Origin of the sequence: Rhodocytophaga aerolata (genome assembly GCF_030503435.1) — a bacterium.
GTDB lineage: Bacteria > Bacteroidota > Bacteroidia > Cytophagales > 172606-1 > Rhodocytophaga > Rhodocytophaga aerolata.
Genome location: NZ_JAUKPO010000008.1, coordinates 208,411 through 230,144, shown reverse-complemented (window position 1 = coordinate 230,144; position 21,734 = coordinate 208,411). Strand labels below are relative to the sequence as shown.

At 42.5% G+C, this 21,734-nt stretch carries 18 protein-coding genes and 1 tRNA gene; 10 read left to right on the top strand and 9 right to left on the bottom strand.

Features of this window, described 5'->3' with window-relative positions; all coding sequences use genetic code 11:
• The first annotated feature begins 17 nt into the window (after positions 1 to 17).
• Positions 18 to 641 (top strand): tetratricopeptide repeat protein, encoded by a 624-nt coding sequence (locus Q0590_RS16240; protein ID WP_302038625.1) that lies wholly within the window; start codon positions 18 to 20, stop codon positions 639 to 641.
• 201 nt (positions 642 to 842) lie between these two features.
• On the top strand, positions 843 to 2,324 hold the full coding sequence (locus Q0590_RS16235) for an alpha-L-arabinofuranosidase family protein (RefSeq protein WP_302038624.1): 1,482 nt from the start codon (positions 843 to 845) through the stop codon (positions 2,322 to 2,324).
• Positions 2,325 to 2,337: 13 nt separating this feature from the next.
• Here Q0590_RS16235 and Q0590_RS16230 read toward each other — a convergent pair whose 3' ends face one another.
• The gene (locus Q0590_RS16230) at positions 2,338 to 3,669 is read right to left on the bottom strand and encodes an MFS transporter (RefSeq protein ID WP_302038623.1); all 1,332 of its coding nucleotides are present in this window, start codon (positions 3,667 to 3,669) and stop codon (positions 2,338 to 2,340) included.
• 202 nt (positions 3,670 to 3,871) lie between these two features.
• Here Q0590_RS16230 and rhaM point away from each other — a divergent pair, with 202 nt between their 5' ends.
• The 3 genes from rhaM (at position 3,872) to Q0590_RS16215 (ending at position 7,697) form a co-directional block, all read left to right on the top strand.
• Entirely contained in the window at positions 3,872 to 4,186 is a 315-nt protein-coding gene (gene rhaM, locus Q0590_RS16225) for an L-rhamnose mutarotase (protein ID WP_302038622.1), read from the top strand.
• Positions 4,187 to 4,288: 102 nt separating this feature from the next.
• Positions 4,289 to 6,619, top strand: a complete 2,331-nt coding sequence (locus Q0590_RS16220) for a glycoside hydrolase family 95 protein (RefSeq protein WP_302038621.1) — start codon at positions 4,289 to 4,291, stop codon at positions 6,617 to 6,619.
• Between the two features lie 112 nt (positions 6,620 to 6,731).
• Entirely contained in the window at positions 6,732 to 7,697 is a 966-nt protein-coding gene (locus Q0590_RS16215) for a LytR/AlgR family response regulator transcription factor (protein ID WP_302038620.1), read from the top strand.
• A 3-nt stretch (positions 7,698 to 7,700) separates the two neighbouring features.
• Here the strand turns inward: Q0590_RS16215 and Q0590_RS16210 are convergent, their stop codons facing one another.
• From Q0590_RS16210 to rfbD, 3 genes are all read right to left on the bottom strand, one after another.
• A complete protein-coding gene (locus tag Q0590_RS16210) occupies positions 7,701 to 8,909 on the bottom strand; it encodes a DUF418 domain-containing protein (protein WP_302038619.1) in 1,209 nt (402 codons plus the stop codon).
• A 349-nt stretch (positions 8,910 to 9,258) separates the two neighbouring features.
• A complete protein-coding gene (gene rfbA / locus Q0590_RS16205) occupies positions 9,259 to 10,125 on the bottom strand; it encodes a glucose-1-phosphate thymidylyltransferase RfbA (protein WP_302038618.1) in 867 nt (288 codons plus the stop codon).
• Complete coding sequence (gene rfbD, locus Q0590_RS16200) at positions 10,122 to 10,994, bottom strand: dTDP-4-dehydrorhamnose reductase (RefSeq protein ID WP_302038617.1); 873 nt, start codon at positions 10,992 to 10,994, stop codon at positions 10,122 to 10,124. Before rfbD ends, rfbA begins: the two co-directional genes overlap by 4 nt.
• Positions 10,995 to 11,246: 252 nt before the next feature.
• On the opposite strand from rfbD, the gene Q0590_RS16195 reads away from it, so the two are divergent.
• A complete protein-coding gene (locus Q0590_RS16195) occupies positions 11,247 to 11,465 on the top strand; it encodes a hypothetical protein (RefSeq protein ID WP_302038616.1) in 219 nt (72 codons plus the stop codon).
• Positions 11,466 to 11,503: 38 nt separating this feature from the next.
• On the opposite strand, the gene Q0590_RS16190 is transcribed toward Q0590_RS16195, so the two are convergent.
• The 5 genes from Q0590_RS16190 to Q0590_RS16170 form a co-directional block, all read right to left on the bottom strand.
• Positions 11,504 to 11,574: transfer RNA gene (locus Q0590_RS16190), tRNA-Gln, on the bottom strand.
• A 75-nt stretch (positions 11,575 to 11,649) separates the two neighbouring features.
• A complete protein-coding gene (locus tag Q0590_RS16185) occupies positions 11,650 to 13,047 on the bottom strand; it encodes a neutral/alkaline non-lysosomal ceramidase N-terminal domain-containing protein (RefSeq protein ID WP_302038615.1) in 1,398 nt (465 codons plus the stop codon).
• On the bottom strand, positions 13,016 to 13,786 hold the full coding sequence (locus Q0590_RS16180) for a LexA family transcriptional regulator (RefSeq protein ID WP_302038614.1): 771 nt from the start codon (positions 13,784 to 13,786) through the stop codon (positions 13,016 to 13,018). Before Q0590_RS16180 ends, Q0590_RS16185 begins: the two co-directional genes overlap by 32 nt.
• A 303-nt stretch (positions 13,787 to 14,089) precedes the next feature.
• Complete coding sequence (locus Q0590_RS16175; protein ID WP_302038613.1) at positions 14,090 to 15,076, bottom strand: hypothetical protein; 987 nt, start codon at positions 15,074 to 15,076, stop codon at positions 14,090 to 14,092.
• A 278-nt stretch (positions 15,077 to 15,354) separates the two neighbouring features.
• Positions 15,355 to 15,759 carry an Hsp20/alpha crystallin family protein gene (locus tag Q0590_RS16170; RefSeq protein WP_302038612.1) on the bottom strand — a complete coding sequence of 135 codons (405 nt, stop codon included), beginning with the start codon at positions 15,757 to 15,759 and terminating at the stop codon, positions 15,355 to 15,357.
• Between the two features lie 370 nt (positions 15,760 to 16,129).
• On the opposite strand from Q0590_RS16170, the gene Q0590_RS16165 reads away from it, so the two are divergent.
• The 4 genes from Q0590_RS16165 to Q0590_RS16150 all read left to right on the top strand — a co-directional run bounded on the left by Q0590_RS16165 (position 16,130) and on the right by Q0590_RS16150 (position 21,672).
• On the top strand, positions 16,130 to 16,372 hold the full coding sequence (locus Q0590_RS16165) for a hypothetical protein (protein WP_302038611.1): 243 nt from the start codon (positions 16,130 to 16,132) through the stop codon (positions 16,370 to 16,372).
• Positions 16,373 to 16,806: 434 nt separating this feature from the next.
• Positions 16,807 to 17,337, top strand: coding sequence for a MarR family winged helix-turn-helix transcriptional regulator (locus tag Q0590_RS16160; protein WP_302038610.1), 531 nt, complete (start codon positions 16,807 to 16,809; stop codon positions 17,335 to 17,337).
• Between the two features lie 66 nt (positions 17,338 to 17,403).
• Positions 17,404 to 18,561, top strand: coding sequence for an efflux RND transporter periplasmic adaptor subunit (locus Q0590_RS16155; protein ID WP_302038609.1), 1,158 nt, complete (start codon positions 17,404 to 17,406; stop codon positions 18,559 to 18,561).
• A 15-nt stretch (positions 18,562 to 18,576) separates the two neighbouring features.
• Entirely contained in the window at positions 18,577 to 21,672 is a 3,096-nt protein-coding gene (locus tag Q0590_RS16150; protein ID WP_302038608.1) for an efflux RND transporter permease subunit, read from the top strand.
• Positions 21,673 to 21,734 lie beyond the last annotated feature (62 nt).

Genomic DNA, 21,734 nt, shown 5'->3' with positions numbered 1-21,734 from the left:
ACTATAACAGTTGGATTATGAGAAGATTTGTATTATACAGGTTAGTAATGTGTCTGCTTATCTTGCCAGGCCTGGTATTATTGGTTTCTTTATGCAAACCGGCAAACATCACCTCTTCTACGCGGGAAATATTACCTATTTCTGCAAAATTAGTCTCAAGCAGAAGTGAATTAAATATGTTGTTTGATCAGCTGGCAACCGCCAAAAGCGGAACAGAAGTGCAGCAGATTCAGGCAAAAATATGGAATGTGTGGATGGATAGTGGTGAAATAGAAGTAAACGGCTGGATGCAGCAGGGCAGCAAGGCTGTATCGGATGGTGAATACACCAAAGCCATTGCTATTTTTACAAAAGTTACAGAACGAATGCCTGAATACGTAGAAGGCTGGAACAAACGGGCCACGGCCTATTATTTGAACGGCGACTATGATGCCTCCCTGCAAGATATTTTCAGGACATTATCTATAGAAAAACGTCATTTTGGGGCGCTCTCTGGCCTGGCCTCAATCTATTTGGCCAACAATGATTACAAAGAAGCTTTGCGGGTTTTGGAATATATGCTGCTCATTTGCCCTAGCCAGCCCGGCCTGGAAGAACAAGTGCATGAGTTATACCAGCGGCTAAAGATCATGAAAGTATAATAAAGCTTATTTTACCTGAACCTATATAACCAACCCCAGTTTCTGGGGTTTTTGCTTTTATTGGGTGTTGCTGGTGATCTGTACCGTGCCCACAGGATTGCGCATATATTACATGGAGTAAGGGGCAGAAACTTAAAAAGTTTCCAATTCTTACCTATCTTCCAGGTACAGGGGATTTGTATTGCCTCTTCCAGTTATTGTATGCGAGATTTGAAATATATAGGTCAGCTATGCCTGCTTTTGTGGCTATGTTCACTCACTTGCCAGCAGGCCTGGGCGCAGGAAATAGTAAAGGTAGATGCCCATCAGGTTCTGAATGATGTGGCGGATAGTCCAATAGGAATCAATATGAATTATCTGATGGACGGCACTTTTTTTGGACCTTCTCAGATAACCAGTACGAAAGCCGCCTTACAAAGCATGTGTGTGCGGTTTTTAAGATACCCTGGTGGTGAGAAATCAGACAACTACTTGTGGTCTGTGGCTCCCTGGACTAAATCTTCACCAGTAGTAGCCAGGCCTGGTCCCATGGAATGGCCTTCCGGTGATGCCCGTTTTACCAAAACAGACCATCGAACATTGAAACCGACTGCATTGGATTTTGATGAGTTTATGGAAGTAAGTAAAGCCATTGGAGCCGAACCAATACTAGTAGTAGCCTATGATGGGATGTATAAAAAAGCAGCTACTCAGCAAGCCAGTATACCAACAAGAGAACAATTGCTTAAAAATGCAGAAGAATGGGTACGCTATGCAAATGTGATAAAGAAATACGGCGTAAAATACTGGATGATCGGCAATGAAAGTTTTAAGAATTGCGAATATAATGGCTGCGCTACGGCAGAACAATACCGGGACGATGTCATTGAATTTGCCAGCCGGATGAAAAAGATTGATCCTGGTATTAAGATCATAGCCAATGGGGAGGAAGAGGGGTGGTGGGCAACCGTACTGCCACAGGCCGCTGCCTATATTGATTACCTGGGCCTCAGTAACTATCCGGCCTGGAACTACACTGGCGGCTATGAATACTACCGTACCCACCAGCCCAACTTTATGAGAGTAGTCAACATAGCTACCAATGCTCTTGCTAAGTATACACCTGCTGAAGATAAAGAACGTATCAAAATTTTCGTTACAGAGTTTAATGCCATAGACTGGTCTGGCGCCTGGAAAAATACGAATGATCTGGGGCATGCTTTATTTTCATTTGAAATGCTAGGGGAACACCTTACTACTCCCATTATCGTCTCTACCAACTTCTGGACTACCAGATGGGCAAAAAACACCCTAGATCATGAGGTAAATGATGCCCTAACAAAGTATGCCAACCTGACACCGGGCGGAAAAGTCCTTGGCATCTGGGGCAATTATCTGTTGCCAAAAATGATACATACTACCAGTACCAAAGTTATCCGTACATTCGCCAGCCAAGACCCTGCAACTGGGAAACTCCATGTTTTTCTGATCAATAAAGATATAAAGCCTCAGCAAGCAACTGTTTCTCTGCTAAACTATGCAGCGAGCTTTAGTGGGAAAAGATGGGAATATAGTGGAAAAGGCCCGGGAGATCTTTTTCCGGCATGGATACAGAAAGAAAGTATTGAAAGTAATCGTCCTTCCTTGGCTATTCAGTTACCTGCTACTTCCATTACTGTATTGGAACTGTCTGCCACAAAGTAATCCCCGTCTGAAGCTATTCTTTCTCAATCAGGGAGGTATACTTGGTATCTTTCATGCTAACATACACGATGAGCGAAGTAAAAATACAAACTGTCACAAAGTAATAATACCAGTTTTCATGGCCGATGCTTTTCAGATACAGGGCAATGTATTCTGCGGACCCTCCAAAAATAGCTACCGTCAGGGCATAGGGTAAGCCTACACCCAAAGCCCGTACTTCTGCCGGGAAAAGCTCCGCCTTTACTACTGCATTAATGGACGTGTATCCACTTACAATAAGTAATGCTGTGATGAGTAATCCCAGTATTTCCAGCTGGCTGCTAGCCTGGCTTAGAGAAGTTAATAAAGGAACAGTGAAAAGGGTACCCAAAATGCCAAATCCCATTAGTAAATACCGGCGGCCAATTACATCGGATAGTAAGCCAAACACAGGTTGCAACAAGGCAAATACGGCTAACGAAAGAAAGGTGAGTAAGGTAGATTCATCTTTGGTTAATTGTACCGTATTGACCAGGAATTTCTGCATATAAGTAGAATAGGTATAAAAAGCAATAGTTCCTCCCAATGTTAATCCTATCACCGTAGCAATAGCTTTCGGATGCCGGAATAATTCCTGCAAAGAACCTCTGTTTGTATGGGTTTGACTGGCCTTCTGGAAATTTTCTGTTTCCTTAAGTTTGCTCCGCAGATACAGGGCTACGACTGATAGTAATGCACCGATAAAAAAAGGAATGCGCCAACCCCAGTCATGCAGTTGTTCAGATGTAAGCAATACTTTTTGCAAAATTAATTGTAAACCCAGTGCCAGGAGTTGTCCGCCAATTAACGTTACATACTGAAAGCTGGAATAAAAGCCGCGTCTTGCCGGTGTAGCGATTTCGCTTAGATAAGTTGCGGAAGTACCATATTCTCCTCCTACACTTAATCCTTGCAACAACCGGGCTACGAGCAATAATACTGGGGCAGCAATGCCTATACTGGCGTAGGTAGGCGTAAGGGCAATCAGCAAAGAGCCAAATGACATTAGCAACACTGAGGAAGTCATGGCTTTTTTGCGGCCACTTCTATCGGCTAAGCGGCCAAACAGCCAGCCGCCTACCGGTCGCATCAGAAAGCCAACAGCGAAAATTCCTGCCGTGTTTAATAACTGCGCCGTAAGATCGCCTTTTGGAAAAAATGAGGCAGCAAAGTATAAGGAAAAAGCGGAGTAAGCATACCAGTCGTACCATTCTACCAGATTCCCAATAGCCCCGCCAAAAATAGCTTTTAGCCGCCATTGCATATCATGTGCCTTACCAGGATGTACAGAGCTTGTTTTCTGGTTTACGTCAAAGGGTGTATTCATCTGCTTGCAGGTCAGTAGGGTGTTAGCAATATTGTAAACCACGCCATTGCCTTAACTATTATTTACTGCTGGTAAAATAACAAATATTCTTTAGTAGCGGAATGGATTTGCAAATTTACGTTGCTGTAGGCTGTGCGCTTATTGCTTTGTTTTCTGTAAAAACTTAACGTATTTTACCCAAGCACAAACCCTAAATACCTCCATGATACGGCATGCATTTAAAATGAAATTGAAAAAAGGCTTTGAGGAAGAATACAAAAGAAGGCACGATGCATTATGGCCAGAGTTGGAAAAAGCATTAAAAGAAGCAGGTATTCATGACTATTCCATTTTTCTGGATGAAGAAACATTAACCCTGTTTGCTGTTCAGAAACTGGAGCCGGGCCATACAAGCAGCCAGTTGCCAGAACATCCGGCAGTCAAAAAATGGTGGAAATACATGGCAGATATTATGGATACCAATCCCGATCATTCACCGGTAGCTATTCCCTTAACAGAAGTGTTTTATCTGAAATAAGAAAGGGTAATTTTAGTGCTTAAGAGTATTACTTAAACTGCCCAGGATACATTGCCGCGGCTTTCCTGTCTAACCATACTGTTTTTACTTTGCCAATTGTGTATGCACTGCTACTACTTTTTACTAAAAATATCATCACTGCTGCTTTGTTGCCTCACCCTTATAGCTTTCCAGGCTCAATCGCAACCCCAAAAACCAGAAGGACTTGCTTTGTGGTTTACACATCCTGCCGGTACCTGGAATGAAGCGTTACCAGTGGGCAACGGAAGGCTGGGAGCTATGCTATTTGGCGATCCTGATAAAGAACGGCTGCAACTCAACGAAGAAACGGTATGGACTGGCAATCGGTCTGATTTTGTAAACCCACAGGCAAGGGGATCTTTGAAAGAAGTACGTGCATTACTATTTGCCGGAAAATATGCAGAAGCACAGAAACTAGCCCAGCAAACGATGATGGGCGACAAAAAAGTGCATAGCACCTATCAGACATTAGGAGATCTTCAACTGGACTTCAGCTATGCAGATGCCGCCGTTTCGGATTACTACCGGGAACTAGACCTGGAAACAGCGGTAGCTAAAGTAAGTTACCGGGCAGGAAAAGTAGTTTTTACTCGGGAAATTTTTTCCAGTGCCCCAGACCAGGCCATGGTAGTGCGGTTGACTGCAGATCAACCCGGAGCCCTTACCTTTACTATGAAGCTAAGCAGGCCTGGAAACAAAGCCAGTATTAAGGCAGCCAATGGAGAAATTACTCTGAGTGAACACGTTGGGAATGGAGTAGGCGTACAACTTGTCGCCCGGGCAAAAGTACAACATGAAGGTGGAAGCCTACAAATAAGCGGAGAGACTATTACCGTTGACAAAGCTAATGCGGTTACCTTACTTATCACGGCTGCTACCGATTATTGGGGGAGCAACCCGGCAGAAATCTCAACCAAGCAGTTGACAGCTGCGGCAGGCCGAAATTATGAAGAGCTAAAGAACAGACATACAAAAGATTATCAGCAATACTTCAAGCGGGTAGATTTTGATTTAGGTACAAGCCAGGCCATTTATTTTCCGACCCATACACGTGTGGCAGCTATAAAGCAAGGCAATACTGATCCGCACTTATTAAAACTATATTATCAGTTTGGCCGCTATTTGTTAATCAGTAGTTCCCGGCCGGGTGGATTACCGGCTAATCTACAGGGTATCTGGGCCGATGGGTTAAATCCACCCTGGGATGCAGATTACCATATCAATATCAATATACAAATGAATTACTGGCCTGCCGAAGTAACCAACCTCTCCGAGATGCATATGCCATTTCTTCAGTTTTTAAATGATATGCGGCCAGATGCCCGTAAAACGGCTAAAGATATGTATGGATTAAACGGGACCGTAGCCCATTTTACAACCGATGCCTGGCACTTCAGCGAAACCTACGGACAAACACAGTGGGCTATGTGGCCCATGGGAATGGCCTGGAGTGCACAGCATTTATGGGAACACTATTTATTTACGGAAGATAAAAAATACCTGCAGGACCTGGCCTATCCGGTGATGAAAGAAGCAGCCCAGTTTTGTGCCGAATGGCTGGTAGAAAATCCTCAAACCAAGCAACTGGTGTCTGGGCCATCTATTTCACCGGAAAATACCTTCAAAACCAAAGATGGCGAAATTGCTACCATGGTGATGGGGCCAACCATGGATCATATGATTATCCGGGACTTATTGAGTAATAGTATTCAGGCAAGCAAAATAGTAAATACCGATGCTGCTTTCCGCCGCAGGTTAGAAAATATACTTTCCCGTTTGGCTCCAACTAAAATTGGCCGTGATGGACGCATTATGGAATGGACTGAAGAGTTTGAAGAGCCAGAGAAAGGTCACCGCCATATCTCCCATTTGTTTGGCTTGCACCCCGGCCGGCAAATTACCAAACAATCCAATCCGGAATTGCTGGAAGCAGCACGCAAAACCATCGATTACCGCTTATCTCATGGAGGCGGCCATACTGGCTGGAGCCGGGCCTGGATTATTAATTTTTTTGCCCGTTTGCAAGAGGGTGAATTAGCCTACCAGAATTTACTCGCATTGCTAGGCAAGTCTACCTTACCGAACCTATTTGATACACATCCACCATTTCAGATTGATGGAAATTTTGGCGCTACTGCCGGAATTACTGAAATGCTGTTGCAAAGCCATGCAAAGGAAATACAGCTCTTACCTGCCTTGCCGGCCGACTGGCAGAAAGGGTATATACATGGCCTTTGCGCCCGGGGTGGATTTGAGGTGAACATAGATTGGGAAGGAGGGAAGCTGTCAAAGTGTACCATTCTGTCTAAACTAGGTAATCCCTGCACCATCCGCTATGGCAACCAGGTAATTACAATCCAGACAGAAAAAGGCAAAATGTATCAGTTTGATGGAAGTTTGAAGCCATTGTAATGCTGCTATCATAAATATATTTGTCAAGGTGCAACGAGTAGTCTAAACTCAGCATCTATGGCAGTATAAGATTTTCACCACCCGCTTTTTATCATTGTAATCCGATAATGGTATGCTACACGTATTTCCACAAAAAATTAGCTATCAACATGTATGGCAGAAAATAAAAAGAGTGCGCCACCTGTCTGCTGCTAGTTCTCAACCGTCTGCTGGTTCCGCAAGTACCTTTTCGTATAACGATAGTTGGCTGAGAATAGTGGGTTCTTTGGCTGCTACACATTTTATAGAAGTACTTGGCCGGGAAGAATCGTTGTTTTACCTGTTGCTGCAAAAGTTCTATTATATAGATGTTATCTCCGGATTCTTTATTGCTTTTATCGTGTGGGAGATGATTGCACGTGCTACCCAGTACCTGGATGCCAGGGTACCCTGGGAAAAGCATCCGGTAAAACGCATAGGGTTACAAGTGTTAGTAGCCGTATTTATTCCATCGGTTGTATTACATATGCTCACGTATTTGCAATTTACCTATATTCTCGGGCAGCAGATGTCCGTTACCAGCTGGTATATCTACGAGCTTCCTGTTTGTATTTTGTTAATAATCCTGATCAATACTTATTACCTGACTTATTACTTTTTTCGCCAATATCATTTACTGAAGCAGCAAGGTGTCTTTTTGGCTTCAGCCAATGCAACTTCTTTGATGCAGCCCCTTATTGAAACACCTGTTGTTAAGCGGAAACGGCAGGTGTTTATCATCAATAAAGGCCACCGGAATATACCACTGTCAGTAGAAGAAATCGCTTATATTTATAAAAAAGAAGAATACTGCTACCTTCGGACTTTTACCGGCGAAACCCATTTAATTGACGAATCGCTGGAGGATATTTTTTCACAACTGGACCAAGGGCAATTTTTCCGCGCAAACCGCCAGACGATAGTTAGTTTTCATGCCTGTAAATACTATAGTACTTTAGACTATGGAAAGCTAGAAGTAGCACTGCTTCCTGAGGCAGACGAGGCAGTTGTTGTCAGTCAGAAAAGAGCCCCGCTTTTTAAAGAATGGGTAAGCCGCTAGTAGTTAATAAGGTTGTGTCGTAGGTTGTGCGGGTACCCCCTGATAAGCGAGCTTCCGCCACAGCATTTCTACTGGCCCCTGAGAAAAGTGCTTCATCCACCAATGGCTATACAAGACTTGTAGGGTATACACAGCCATGGCAATCAGATACGTTTCCGTGATGGTTACTTTTCCATATAATTGCAACCCATGCGGCCAGTGAAAAAAGAGCAATAGGTAAAAAATGGTTTGCATCAAATAATTGGTAAGTGCCATCCGGCCAACTGGTACAAAAATTTTCAAAATATTTTGCAGGCGGCTATTCTCCCAGGCTTTCACAAACAAACCTATATAACATAAGCTTTGCAATACCAGGCCGCCTACAATCAGAAAGATCAAGCCTACAGAAGCCCCATCTAGCTCCAGTCTGCCAGTAGTTACTGCCCAGAAGCCGACACTGCTCAGGATGCCGAATGTACTACCAAACAAAATCCATTTATTAATCATGCTTCGGAAGAGTTGAGGTGTGGCAAAAAAACCGATCCGGCCTAGCCAGAAGCCTAATAAGATCTGTCCTGAACAGAAAACCAATGTAATAGGAGAGTCCTGTATAAAGTTGACTAATGGATCTATGGTAAAATTAATGGTTAAATACCGCCAGTAGGATTCTGTAATATATAATTCCTGCACAATAGACACATCATACGTGTATTCCTGCAGGTTCAGCGCCGCATTCAAGATAAATACCAGGGCAGTAAGAGGAATGGCCAGTAATAAACCTACCCATAAAATCCTTCGTATGGGCCATTTGTAAATAAGCACTAACAGCAAGCCGCAGATGGCATAATCTCTAGTAATGTCTCCAAACCATAACAAGTATCCATGGATACATCCAATTAACAGGAGCCATAACATTCGCCGGATAAAGTATTTGCGGAAATCAGTGTTCTTCTCAGCCATTCTATCTACCTGTATAGAAAATCCAAATCCAAACAGCATAGAAAATACGGTAATAAATTTTTTATCTATAAAAAAGGCAGTAGCTGTTTTAAGCAGGTTATCCCAATAGGCAGACCCTAGTATAGATCGGTTGCTAGTATATACTTCTGTCAGATCGTGGGAATAGGGAATGTTTGCCAGAATAATACCCAGCAAAGCAAAGCCCCGCAAGGCATCTACCATTTCGAGGCGTGTACTTTGTATAAGCGCCTGAGAATTGAAATAAGGTTTCATACGTTTTGTCTGATTTTCTATGGTGACAAAAATACGCCTCTACATTCATGAAAAGACATGTGGGAAAGCCTTACCTCCCTCAGACAGGAAAAAAAGGAGATGAAGTAGAACGTATACCAGGTGAAAAAGGAATGTATATGTTCTGTATAAAGAGCTAACGCAGTAGGAAATTATTCAGGTAGTTATGCCTAACGTTTACTTCCGAATGCTTCATAGCCTGTTTGATCTACTTCGGTTAGTATCAACGTAAAAATACGGTTTGTTAAAATGCTTATGCTTGATAAAAACACAAGAGCCTCCGGCTATGTATCAGCCGGAGGCTTTTAGATAAAAGAACTGTCTGTCAGGATTATTTTTGCTGCAACACTTTACGCAGATACTGGCCATAGCCGCTTTTGGAGAGTTCTTCGGCTAGTTTCAAAAGCTTGGTTTCGTCTATAAATCCCATCCGGTAAGCTACTTCTTCAATAGAACCAATTTTGGCTCCCTGCCTTTTTTCAATCACCCGTACAAACTCACTCGCATCGTGCAGCGAATCAAAGGTGCCTGTATCCAGCCAGGCTGTGCCCCGGTCTAAAATAGCCACTTTCAGCTTGCCTTGCCGCAGGTATTCTTTATTGACATCGGTGATTTCATACTCACCTCTCGGCGATGGAGCGATGTTTTTGGCAATTTCTATCACCTGGTTGTCGTAGAAATAAAGTCCGGGTACAGCAAAATTCGATTTAGGCTTGGCCGGCTTTTCTTCGATGGAAATAGCTTTGCTTGCCTCATCAAACTCTACAACCCCATAGCGCTCCGGATCAGATACCTCATAGGCAAAGACATAGCCGCCTTCCACCCCATTTAAGGTTTGCAATTGCCGGCCTAAGCCCACCCCGTAAAAAATGTTGTCTCCCAACACCAAGGCCACTTTGTCTGCATCCACAAAGCGCTCGCCAATGACAAACGCCTGGGCTAAGCCATTGGGTTTTTCCTGCACGGCATATGAAAACTGGCAGCCCACCTGACTGCCATCGCCTAATAAGCGTTTAAACTGCGGATTGTCTTCCGGGGTGGTTATAATTAATACCTCCCGGATACCTGCCATCATCAGCACCGACAAGGGATAATAGATCATGGGCTTATCATAAATAGGCATCAGTTGTTTGCTGATGGCTTTGGTAATGGGGTAGAGGCGGGTGCCTGAGCCGCCGGCCAGAATAATTCCTTTCATTTATCGTCGGTTGATATATACAGTCGGTTGATACAGGTTTGCAAACTATGTTTCCAATAAGGGATAGCTATACCCAGCGTTCGTTTGATTTTCGATTTATCCATCACCGAGTAGGCCGGCCGTCTGGCTTTGGTGAGGTATTCAGCGCTGCGGACCGGAGTCACTTTTACGGCCATGCGGCTAAGCTCGAAAATAGCCTGGGCAAAATCGTACCAGGAAGCCACCCCTTCGTTGCTGTAATGATAGAGGCCATACTGGGAAGTTTTGCTCTTGATGATGGAGAGAATACAGGTTGCCAAATCCATGGCATAGGTAGGGCTGCCTACCTGATCCCATATTACTTTCAGCTGCTCGCGTTCTTTGCCCAGCCGCAGCATGGTTTTGACAAAATTATTGCCATATTCAGAATATAGCCAACTGGTGCGAATAATGAAGTGTTTTTGGGTTAGTGCTACCACTGCCTTTTCTCCGGCTAGTTTACTCTCTCCATATACATTGATAGGTAGGGTATCCTCGGATTCTGTTAGTGGCAAATGGTGGCTGCCGGAAAAGACAAAATCCGTAGAAATATGGATAAGCGTGGCATCCTGTTCTCTACATAAGCGGCTCAGGTTACTGACCCCATCCCGGTTCAGCTTCATGGCCTGCTCAGCTTCATCTTCTGCTTTGTCTACAGCTGTGTAGGCCGCACAGTTAATGCAATAAGCAGGTTTGTATTCAGCAAATACCTTTTGTAAAGTATCTACATCCAGAATGTTGGCCTGCTGACTGGAAAGAAAATTGATTTGTTCTAGATTTTGCTCCCTGGCCAACTTTTGCAAACATTGCCCTAATTGCCCAGAAGCTCCAAAAACGACGATTGTATGCATTCAGAAGTTGAGTTATGTACAGGAAATTTCTCTCATTTTATATGTTTCATCAATGTGAGAGCCATTAACTGTTTATCTGTTAGCCTGCAATTTTACATAAAAGTAAGGGTAAAGCAATCTTTTCTAGTAATGAAATTCCAATTTTTCCCGCTCAACTGAGACCTGTATTGTAGCTGCTGGAATAGCAAGAAATGAAGATTTTCAAGCGAATTATCTCGTCTTTCAACGTCCTTCGGTATTGGCATTATTGAGTTGGATGTTGAGGAATCTACTTCATCAAAAGTTCTATTTCCTGCTAAAGCCAGGCCAGAATTGGATTGGGATACAAACAATCAATTAACTATGAATATGGATTTCAAAAACTTTTTAAGAAGAGTACGCAAAGATTTAGAAAGCAAAGAAATTAGAAAAGAACCATTTGGTAAAATTTTAAAAGAAGAGGAGTTGAGTAGAAGCTTTAGTAGCATATAAGCAAAAAGCCCTTAATTTCGTGAATTAAGGGCTTTTTGTTGACCTACCAGGATTCGAACCTAGACAGACAGAACCAAAATCTGTAGTGCTACCGTTACACCATAGGTCAATTAGGACTGCTTTAAAATTTGGTGTGGCAAAGGTAGGATGAAAAACATAATCTGCAAAAATATTTTATAAATTTTTAAAGTTTATTGGCCAGCCGGCTGATTGCTTCAATAAAATAAGCCCCGTTCTCCGGACCGAACCAGTTCATGGTCCTGGTTTCGTAATGGTCTACATCGTAATAGGTATCTGAGGTAATATAGCCAATGTATCCTCCATTAAAACTAGTAATAATAAGCTGTTGATTGGTTTTTTTTTCAATAGCAGGCATCATTTCTCCGGCAAAGTCGCAAGGGGTGCCAATCCAGGTGACATCTCCAATGCGTAAGCCTGTTAAAGAAGAGGGGTAGTTGCCATATAATCCATAAAATACCCACGGGCGCAGCCGCCAGTTTTCAGAGATACGCCATTGTGGTTTACGGAGCGGCAAAGGCATATGTACACTTGCCAGTTTCTGATGGTATTGTGTAGAAATGGCAGGCAGGTTATAAGTGATTTTCTGGGAAAGGGCAGCTGCTACATTGCCAATTTTCTCAAAATGTTCTCCTTCTCCACCAGTACTATGGCTACCTACACCACCTGCACAAAAAGCTGCAAAATCTATATCCGGGTGCTTTTCTAAGGAATCTACCAAGGCACCAGGATAATCTCTGGACAGAATATATTGACGAGACGGCAGGCTGGTAGCATGGGCGGCAAAGGAAGTAATTACGGCTGTGGCCCCAGATTGCTGCCGGATAAGGAACACCCGCAACCAGGGATCTATATTGCCTTGTTTACTAATGCGGTGGTATACCAGTTCGCCGGCGTGGTACTGGGCAAAGCCAAAACTAGCTTTTTGCTTACGAGCCTCTGCCTGCTGAATAGCAGAAAGAATGCGGCTGATTAACTGGTTTACTAATTTATCGCGGTATTTGCCGGCTATGATATTGCCTACCAGTTTTTTTGCCCAGCCTCCATATCCGTAATGGGTATGCGTGGCCGTCAGATAGGTTTGATTGATGGTAAAACCGATTTCTGGCAGCCGTTTCTCCAACGCTTCGGTTACTTCAGGTGGTACAATTAACATATCCATGGTGAGTAGCACGGCTTTTTGATACCCGTTGTCGAACACAAAAGCTCTAACCCATAATGAGTCATGCACGGAAACATATTTTTTGCCCCACCGGTTACCATAGCCAGCCATTGCTACAGGTTCATCAGGGGTAATATTAACTTTTGCCCAGCCCGCCTGGATGGTGTCGGTTTTGGTATATAAAGAGTCAGTATTTACTTCATTTATCTGCTGCTGAAATTGCTGATAAAAATCTGTTTGGTGATAAGGTGTCCGGTCTATTTTTGCCAGCAAGCAAGACTGCATGATCAGAGCCATACTTACCAATACAGGTACGAAGCTGGCATAATAGTATTTTCTAATTTTTTTAGGGTTTAACGTAGCAAGTACTTTAAGCAGGTTTTTTACTGGTAAGGTGTTCAAATCTGGATTTAAGGGTGTTTAATTCAAAAATTACATCGCTTGGCTTACGGGAGACTGATTTAGATACCAGGGCTCTGGCTTCCCAAATCTCCAGAATATCTTCAACCGGAATAAAATCTGTCGCAAATTCCGGATTATCTGATTGAATAACAATACCTGCCGCTTTATCTATTACATTTTGTATACGCTTAATGCAGATTCCGTTTTTGGCTACTATTACATATACATTGTCGTTGCTCAGATTGTTCCAGTTTTCTACATATCTGGTAATCACCATATCTCCCGGTTGCAAGGTATTGGTCATGCTGTAGCCTTCTACTTCAAAGATACGGAAGGTACCGTTGGTAAAACCAGGCATAGAGCAGGCATATAAGGATTGTATGTATTCCGGATCTCCATAGCCTAACAAGTATCCGGCTCTGGCTTTCACCGGTACAAACAAAATGTTTTCTTTGCCGGTGCTGTCTACAGTAACAACCAACGGACGGACATTTTTGCCACTTACTTTGTCTGTTGTTTCGGGTGCCATCCGGGGAGTTTCCAGACCTTGTTCAATAAATTCAGGCGTAGATTTATACAAATCTGCCAGTTTCTGAAGAACAGGATACGGAATTTGTAGGGAGGGTTGGGTTTCGTAAATGGCTAGTCTTGAACGGGATTTGCCAATATAGGCGGCTACTTGCTGCTGATTAAGTCCGGCTTTGCGGCGGAGGGATTTAAGTCTGTCAGATTGGTTCATACGTGAGGTGTGTTTGTCTGGTAAATGTAGTGTAAAAAGCTAACATTTGCAAACAAAAACGAACAAACAAGTTAGGTTGAAAATGAGAAGATGTGGAAATTTGGAAATGAGATAAGCTCGTCTTTTAGTTGAAATAGAATTGTTGTAGAATATACCAGTTGTTGAAATTTAATATAATTTAGTAAGCATGATAAGTCTATAAGAGCAATTTATGATGAAACCATTACATATAAATAAATTAATGTGCATTTTACAGTAAGCTTCAGTTTACTTTCCCATTCTCAAACTTCCTCATTTTTAAACTTACTTGTTCCTGCTTGCCTGTGCAACTTGTTCCAGGTTTTTGAGCATACCCTGGTAGGGTGGCTTTTCTATTTCCCGGCTCAATACTTTGTATTCATTAATAAAATTGCCGGTACCTTCGCCGTTCATAAATATCCATTCTTCATCTTCGCTTACTTTTACTCCTTTATTTTGCAACTTCTTTAAAATATTCTTCTTTATGTTTAGGTATTCATTTACTAGGTTACCATATTTCTGATCTACAATCATAAATACCTCAATAAATTCCGGGTTATTAATAATACCCTGGTATACATCCGGCTTGTATTTCTGGGCATGCAGCAGGTAAGTAAGGCAGTAAAATTTAAATTCCACATAAGCATTAATGACACTCCCTACCGTAGAAAAGTAGTTACGCCAGTCGTCTACGGTGTTTTTACTGTTCTCCTCATACCACTTGTACATATATACATCTGTTTTGGTGCCGTGGTAATAGGCATTCCATTCGTCGAGTAAGCCATAAATCCCTAAAACATTGGACGTGATCTGTATCTTTTCTTTCGGGTTATAGATGTAGGTATCAAACCGGAAGGTATGGAGTTCCGGGCGTATTTCTTTACCAATCTCCTCAGTTAAGAATACCGGCGTGTATTTTACGAGAATGTGTGTGGTATCGCCAATGTAATAACAGGCATATTGGTCCCGCTCTCTGGGGCGTATTTTCCAGGCCATAAGAGCACTATACCCATGATTTAACTCATGTACAATGGTGCCTAATGCATCGCGTACATTTTTCTTGGTATGGCCTTCAGCATACCGGTCGAAATGATTGTTGTAGGACAGTTCGTTCATCTTGTTAACTACATACCAGCCTTCCGGGTCATATTTTTCAAGTAGGTCTAATGCGTATTGCCTTTTTTGAGGAAAGCTTAACACCGTTTGAGCCTGTGTAGCAGATTGGCTCAAAGAAAGACATGAAAGCAGCAAGAGAAGTAACAAATATCGCATACTAGCCATAGGTAATCTTCTACATGTTAGGTACAATCTATTAAACGGCAAATCCTTTTCTCCGCACATATAATAACCGGAAATAGGTAGAACTGTCTTGCTTTGTACGATGGCAAAACGAACAGTACACTTTTTGCCTATTTTTCAGAGCAGCAGGTAGTTTTGATATGATAAACAGAAAATTACAGAACTTTAGTATATCTGCTGGTAAGTCTCTTGCGTAGGCAAAAAAAAAGGGCTCTACAGCCCTGTAATTTTACGTTTACCGAGGTAAACAGTTATGAATGTTTAATATCTATTTTTCTTTGTAGACTCGTCCGTTTCTGGCGGTAAGGCAGCGTTACTTGTAATACACCTTCTTCATATACTGCATCTATGTTGTTGCCATCTACAAAATACGGGATGTCAAAGGTTTTATAGAACATAGGTACCTGTAATGGAAGCTCTGATTCCTCTTCCGGATGCCTGCCTGGGATAGTAGAAAACACAATTAACTTACTATGATCTATGAATATATTGAATGATTCAGGACTAACACCAGGGGCAGAAACAGTAATAACTAAGCTATTTTCGGTTTCTTCCATGTTCATAGAGGCCATGCTTACACCGCCATTCAGCGTGTTCATTAAGTCGATTTGCTTAAGAAAACCCCGCCACATATTATTATCTTTTATAAATTCCATGATTTTCTGTTTTAGGTTACACATCTAGTTATACAATTAACATACCAGAGACAGAAACCTTCTATAGCTATGCATTCTATGTTAATTTGTCATATTCATTTATATTGCTTCGGTTATAGTATGTCATATAGTCATTTTCTGCTATAGCATGCCTCTTATGGAGTATACCACATGAGCGGCTATTTTGTTTAATTTTCTAATGACATATACAGTTAAGTTCTCTCGTTTATCTGCTCAACAAAATATTATGCAGCTTACTAGAGTAACTAATTAATTAAACAACTGCATCGCTGGAATTAACGTTGAGGGTAGTATTCCCTTATTTTACAAATAGCATTACTCCGCCTAACCCATTACCACTAACTAACCTATGAAAGCAAACATTCAACTGGCTTTAGTACTATGCGCTTTAGCTTATAAGCAACTGCATACCAGAACTATTTATCTGCAACCGGAAGACATGCCAGATGCAGAGGATTATGATGAAGAAGATACCTGGGAAGAAGGATTAACAGAACTCGACAGACAAAAACATGTTGACCACGACGAGGAGGTAGATTTAATCGAAGATGAAGACGACAGTTTTGTTGATGAACTGGATGAAGAAGAATAAAATAGCTGTAATACCTGCTACTAAAAAATACGCTTATACGATTCATTGGCTATCCTCTAATGCCTTGCCTATCTTCAGACTTTTCTATCAATCCTTATCCATTATTACTTTCCGGGGCGGCCATCTTTATGTACTGTGCACTTGTACTCTGCTGAAAGTTCCTGCTTTTGAGCAGGCAATTTGCCGAAGTGTCGAAAGATTCTGCCCAACAGTCTAAAATTTGTAGAGTTCAGGCAACAAAAGTTATAATTTGCATATTATTTACTGGTAATTAACAATACCAATGTACATCTGCTGATGATTTTCCTGCCTGATAGTAGGAGAAAGCAAGTAAAGCAGATTAGCAGGAAGCCTGTTTTATTCTGGCCAAATAGTTTACAGTGTAAACTATTTACGATGTAAACTATTTATGACCCATGGCAGTTAGTTAATTAATGGATAAAGAAAAGTGGCAAAGTGGTACGGCTCCCTTAGGACTTTACTTTAGTTTACTTACTAAGTGTTTTGCTGGTGCTACCGTAAAAAAGATGTCTCATATTGATCTGGATAAATATTTCAGAGTATTGGTGGCTGTGGAGCAATCGAAGGAGACGATTACGCAGCAAAAGCTTTCCGACTACTTTAAAACAAGTAAAGTGTCGATGGTTAGAATTATAGATTATCTGACTGGAAAAGGCTATCTGCAAAGAAGAGTAAATACTAAAGACCGGCGAGAACATTTTTTGATTCTTACTGAAAAGGCGAAGAAGGAGCTTCCCCTGATCAAACAAACGCTGGCAGATGTAGAAGCAAGTGCTTTGCAGAATTTTACAGAAGAGCAGAAGCAGCAATTCTTCCAGTATCTGGAAAAGATATACATAAATATGTCCGAACTGCCTGCTGAAGATCTTTTTGTCGTATACCAGAAGGTAGGTGAATCAGAACAGCAGTCGGCTAACGTGTCTGTAGGGGATGCGGCAGAATAACCCAAAAAGTTAGATAACAACAGTATAAAATAACAGTAAAAGCTAGATTTTTTAATTGCAAAGTAGATGAATAAGTCAGTAAAAAGGGGCCTAATAGTAGTAGTGATCGTAGTAGGTGTGTTAATCATCGCACTGCCCCGTATGGATTTTTTGAAGGCCGACAACAAAACTGACCCGAAAGGGCAAGCGGCCACCGGTGCAGGTGCAAGTGCAGGAGGAAAAGGCGGTCCGGGTGCAGGGAACGTAGCTGTGGATGTGATTGTGGTGAAATCAGAAAAACTAGACAATAAAATTCAATCTACAGGTACCATCTTAGCCAATGAGGAAGTAGAACTCCGTAGCGAGATTTCAGGTAAAGTGAGCCGGATTTTTTTTAAGGAAGGCGACCGCGTAAAGAAAGGACAGGTTCTTGTCCGCATTAATGATGAAGAACAGCAAGCTCAGCTGAAAAGGCTTCAGTATAATATAAAACTGAATGAAGATCAGGAATTCCGTCAAAAACGTCTGTTAGAAAAAGAAGCTATTAGTCAGCAGGAATATGATATTTCTCTTACACAGCTTAATACGATCCGGGCAGAGTTGCAGCAGCTGGATGCAGTGATAGACAAGTATTCAATTAGAGCGCCTTTCAGTGGTATCATTGGTTTGCGCTATATCAGCGAAGGAAGCTATGTATCGCCAACCTCTCAGATTGCCTTTATGCAGGATATTGACAAGGTAAAAGTTGAGTTTTCTATATCAGAAAAGTATGCAGCTCAGGTAAAGCCGGGAAGTAAAATTGCCTTTAGCATTACCGGCAGAGATAAACAGTACGAAGGTACCGTATATGCCGTAGAACCTAAAATAGACCTGGCCACCCGTTCTGTACGTATACGGGCTATCAGTCCAAATCCGGACGGAGAATTATTTCCAGGGGCTTTTGCCAGAGTGGAACTTACCCTGGAAACTATTGATAATGCCATTATGATTCCCACAGAAGCCTTAATTCCTGAACTTCAAGGACAAAAGGTATTCTTATATAAGAATGGCCGCGCTATATCGTCGCCGGTAGAAACCGGATTACGTACCGAAAGAGCAATTCAGATAACTAAAGGTGTACAATCCAACGATAGTTTAATTGTAACTGGGTTATTGCAGCTAAAAGATAGTACGCAAGTAAAAGTAAGAGACTTGTCTGCTGCAGAAGCAGCCAAAAATAACCAGATCTCCAGTATATCAGAGTAAAATAAATTATACCATATGAATATTTCTTCACTCAGCATCAACCGTCCGGTACTGGCCACTGTCTTTTCTATTGTGCTTGTACTTTTCGGGGTTATCGGATTTACAGCTTTAGGTGTAAGAGAATATCCCAGCGTAGACCCACCCATTGTTACGGTGCAAACCAACTATACAGGGGCCAATGCAGATATTATTGAGTCCCAGATTACAGAGCCCTTAGAGGAATCGATCAATGGTATTGCCGGGATTAGTGCGTTAACTTCTCAAAGCAGCGATGGCCGGAGCAGTATTACGGTAGAATTTGACCTGGAAGTAGACCTGGAGGCAGCTGCCAATGACGTACGCGACCGGGTATCCCGTGCACAACGAAACTTGCCTCAAGATGCGGACCCACCCATTGTATCCAAAGCAGATGCAAATGCCGAAACCATTTTATCTCTTACTGTACAAAGCGATAGCCGCACCTTACTGGAACTTTCTGAAATAGCCAACAACGTATTTAAAGAAAGACTGCAAACTATTCCCGGGATAAGCGAAATCCGGATATGGGGAGAGAAAAAATACGCCATGCGTTTGCTGATGGACCCCGATAAATTAGCGGCTTATCAGCTGGCGCCACTGGATGTACGGAATGCTTTGATCAGGCAGAATGTAGAACTTCCTTCCGGAAGAATTGAAGGATACGGCACAGAGCTGAGTGTTCGGACACTAGGCCGCCTACGGACTGAGCAAGAATTTAACGACATGATCATTAAAGAAACAGAAGGATCTATTGTCCGCTTCAGTGATATTGGCCGGGCTGTACTCTCTCCAGAGAACGAACGGACCCTTTTACGAGGAAACGGAGGTATCCCTATGGTAGGTGTAGCCGTAACCCCTCAGCCAGGCGCTAACTACATTGCTATTGCCGATGAGTTTTACAAACGGGTAGACCAGATAAAAAAGGAACTACCAAAAGATCTCCAGTTAGGCATGGCCCTGGATACCACAGTTAATATACGTAAGGCCATCACGGAAGTAGAAGAAACGATTCTGATAGCTTTTGGACTGGTAGTGTTGGTAATTTTCTTGTTCCTCAGAGACTGGCGAACTACGCTAATTCCTGTACTGGCTATACCAATCTCGCTGATCGGGACTTTTTTCATCATGTACATTGCCGGTTTCTCTATTAATATTTTGACTCTGCTAGGTATAGTACTGGCAACCGGTCTGGTAGTAGATGATGCGATTGTGGTGTTGGAAAATATTTATTCGAAGATAGAGGGAGGCATGAACCCAAAGGAAGCCGGGCATAAAGGTTCACAGGAAATTATTTTTGCGATTATCTCTACAACCATTACGCTGGCAGCTGTATTCCTGCCTATTATATTTCTGCAAGGGATTACCGGAAGGTTATTCCGGGAGTTTGGCGTAGTAGTAGCCGGTTCGGTAATTATTTCCGCGTTTGTTTCCTTGACACTTACACCCATGATGAGTGCCAGATTCCTGAAAAAGAAAAAAAGCGAAAGTAAGTTTTACCACATCACCGAAAAATTCTTTGTGAATATGACAGAAGGGTACAACCGGTCGTTGCAGACGTTTATGCGCTATCGGTGGGTGGCTATTGTCATCATGGTTGTTTCACTGGGCATTGTCGTCGGCATTGGCTCTCAGCTTCCTTCCGAGCTTGCTCCCCTGGAAGATAAAAGCCGCCTGAACATTCAGGCTACTGCTCCGGAAGGCACTTCGTATGAGTTGATGGAGCAATACATAGGTAAAATAATTGAGGTAGTAGATACTATGGATGTGAAAGAGTCCATACTATCGGTAACTGCGCCAGGGTTTGGAGGAGCCGCAGCTGTAAACAGTGGGTTTGTCAGAGTAACATTGGTAGACCCTACCAAACGGGAAGTAACCCAGCAGCAATTAGCTGACAAATTAGGAGCCATTACCAGGCAGTTTAATTTTGCCCGCACATTTGTGGTGCAAGAGCAGACTATTGGTGGCGGTAGAGGCTCCGGTTTACCCGTTCAGTTTGTTATTCAGGCACCCAATTTTGAAAAGCTAAAGGAAATCATACCCAAGTTTATGGACCGGGCGCAGGCAGATCCCAGCTTCCAGGTAGTAGATTTAAATCTGAAGTTCAACAAGCCAGAGCTAAGTATAGAAATAGACCGTGAACGTGCCAGAATTCTGGGTGTATCTGTATTGGATATTGCTGAAACGTTACAATTATACTATAGCGGCCAGCGTTTCGGATATTTTTATAAAGATGGAAAGCAATACCAGGTAATAGGCCAGGCTAACCGGGTAAGCCGAGATGCGCCCGTAGACTTAAGTTCCGTATATGTTAAGAATGACAGAGGCGGCTTAATTAAACTAGATAACGTAGTACGGTTAAGCGACCAGAGCAGTCCGCCACAATTATTCCGGTATAACCGCTATGTTTCTGCTACAGTTTCTGCTTCTCCGGCTCCAGGACTTACGTTAGGCCAAGGTATAGAAGCCATGGATAGAATTGCCGATGAAGTACTGGACGATACTTTCTCAACCAGTCTGGCGGGTACATCCAAAGAGTTTGCAGAAAGCTCCAGCAGCTTGCTTTTTGCCTTCCTGCTTGCATTAGCATTAATTTATCTCATTCTTTCAGCGCAGTTCGAAAGTTTTACTGATCCGTTGATTATTATGTTTACGGTGCCATTAGCTTTGGCTGGAGCAGTATTATCCCTGTGGCTATTCGGGCAGACCTTAAACATCTTTAGCCAGATCGGGATCATTGTGTTGATTGGTATTGTAACCAAAAATGGTATTTTAATTGTGGAGTTTGCCAACCAGCGAAAAGAAGAAGGTTTACAGGTAATGGATGCCGTAGTAGATGCTGCTACCCAAAGGCTTCGTCCAATTTTAATGACCAGCTTAGCTACTGTACTGGGTGCGTTGCCTATTGCCCTGGCGTTAGGCGCTGCTTCAAAAAGCCGGATGCCGATTGGTATTGCTATTATTGGCGGGTTAATGTTCTCTTTGATTCTTACGCTGTATGTCATTCCAGCTTTGTACACCTATATCTCTGGTAAAACCAAAGCAAAAGAAGAAACGCCAGCAGAGGTACGAGAACTGGAAAGCGCAACTGTTTAATTAAGCATACTGAATATTTATAGCCAGATAAAAACGGTTGAATAAGTAAAGGGCTAAGCTTC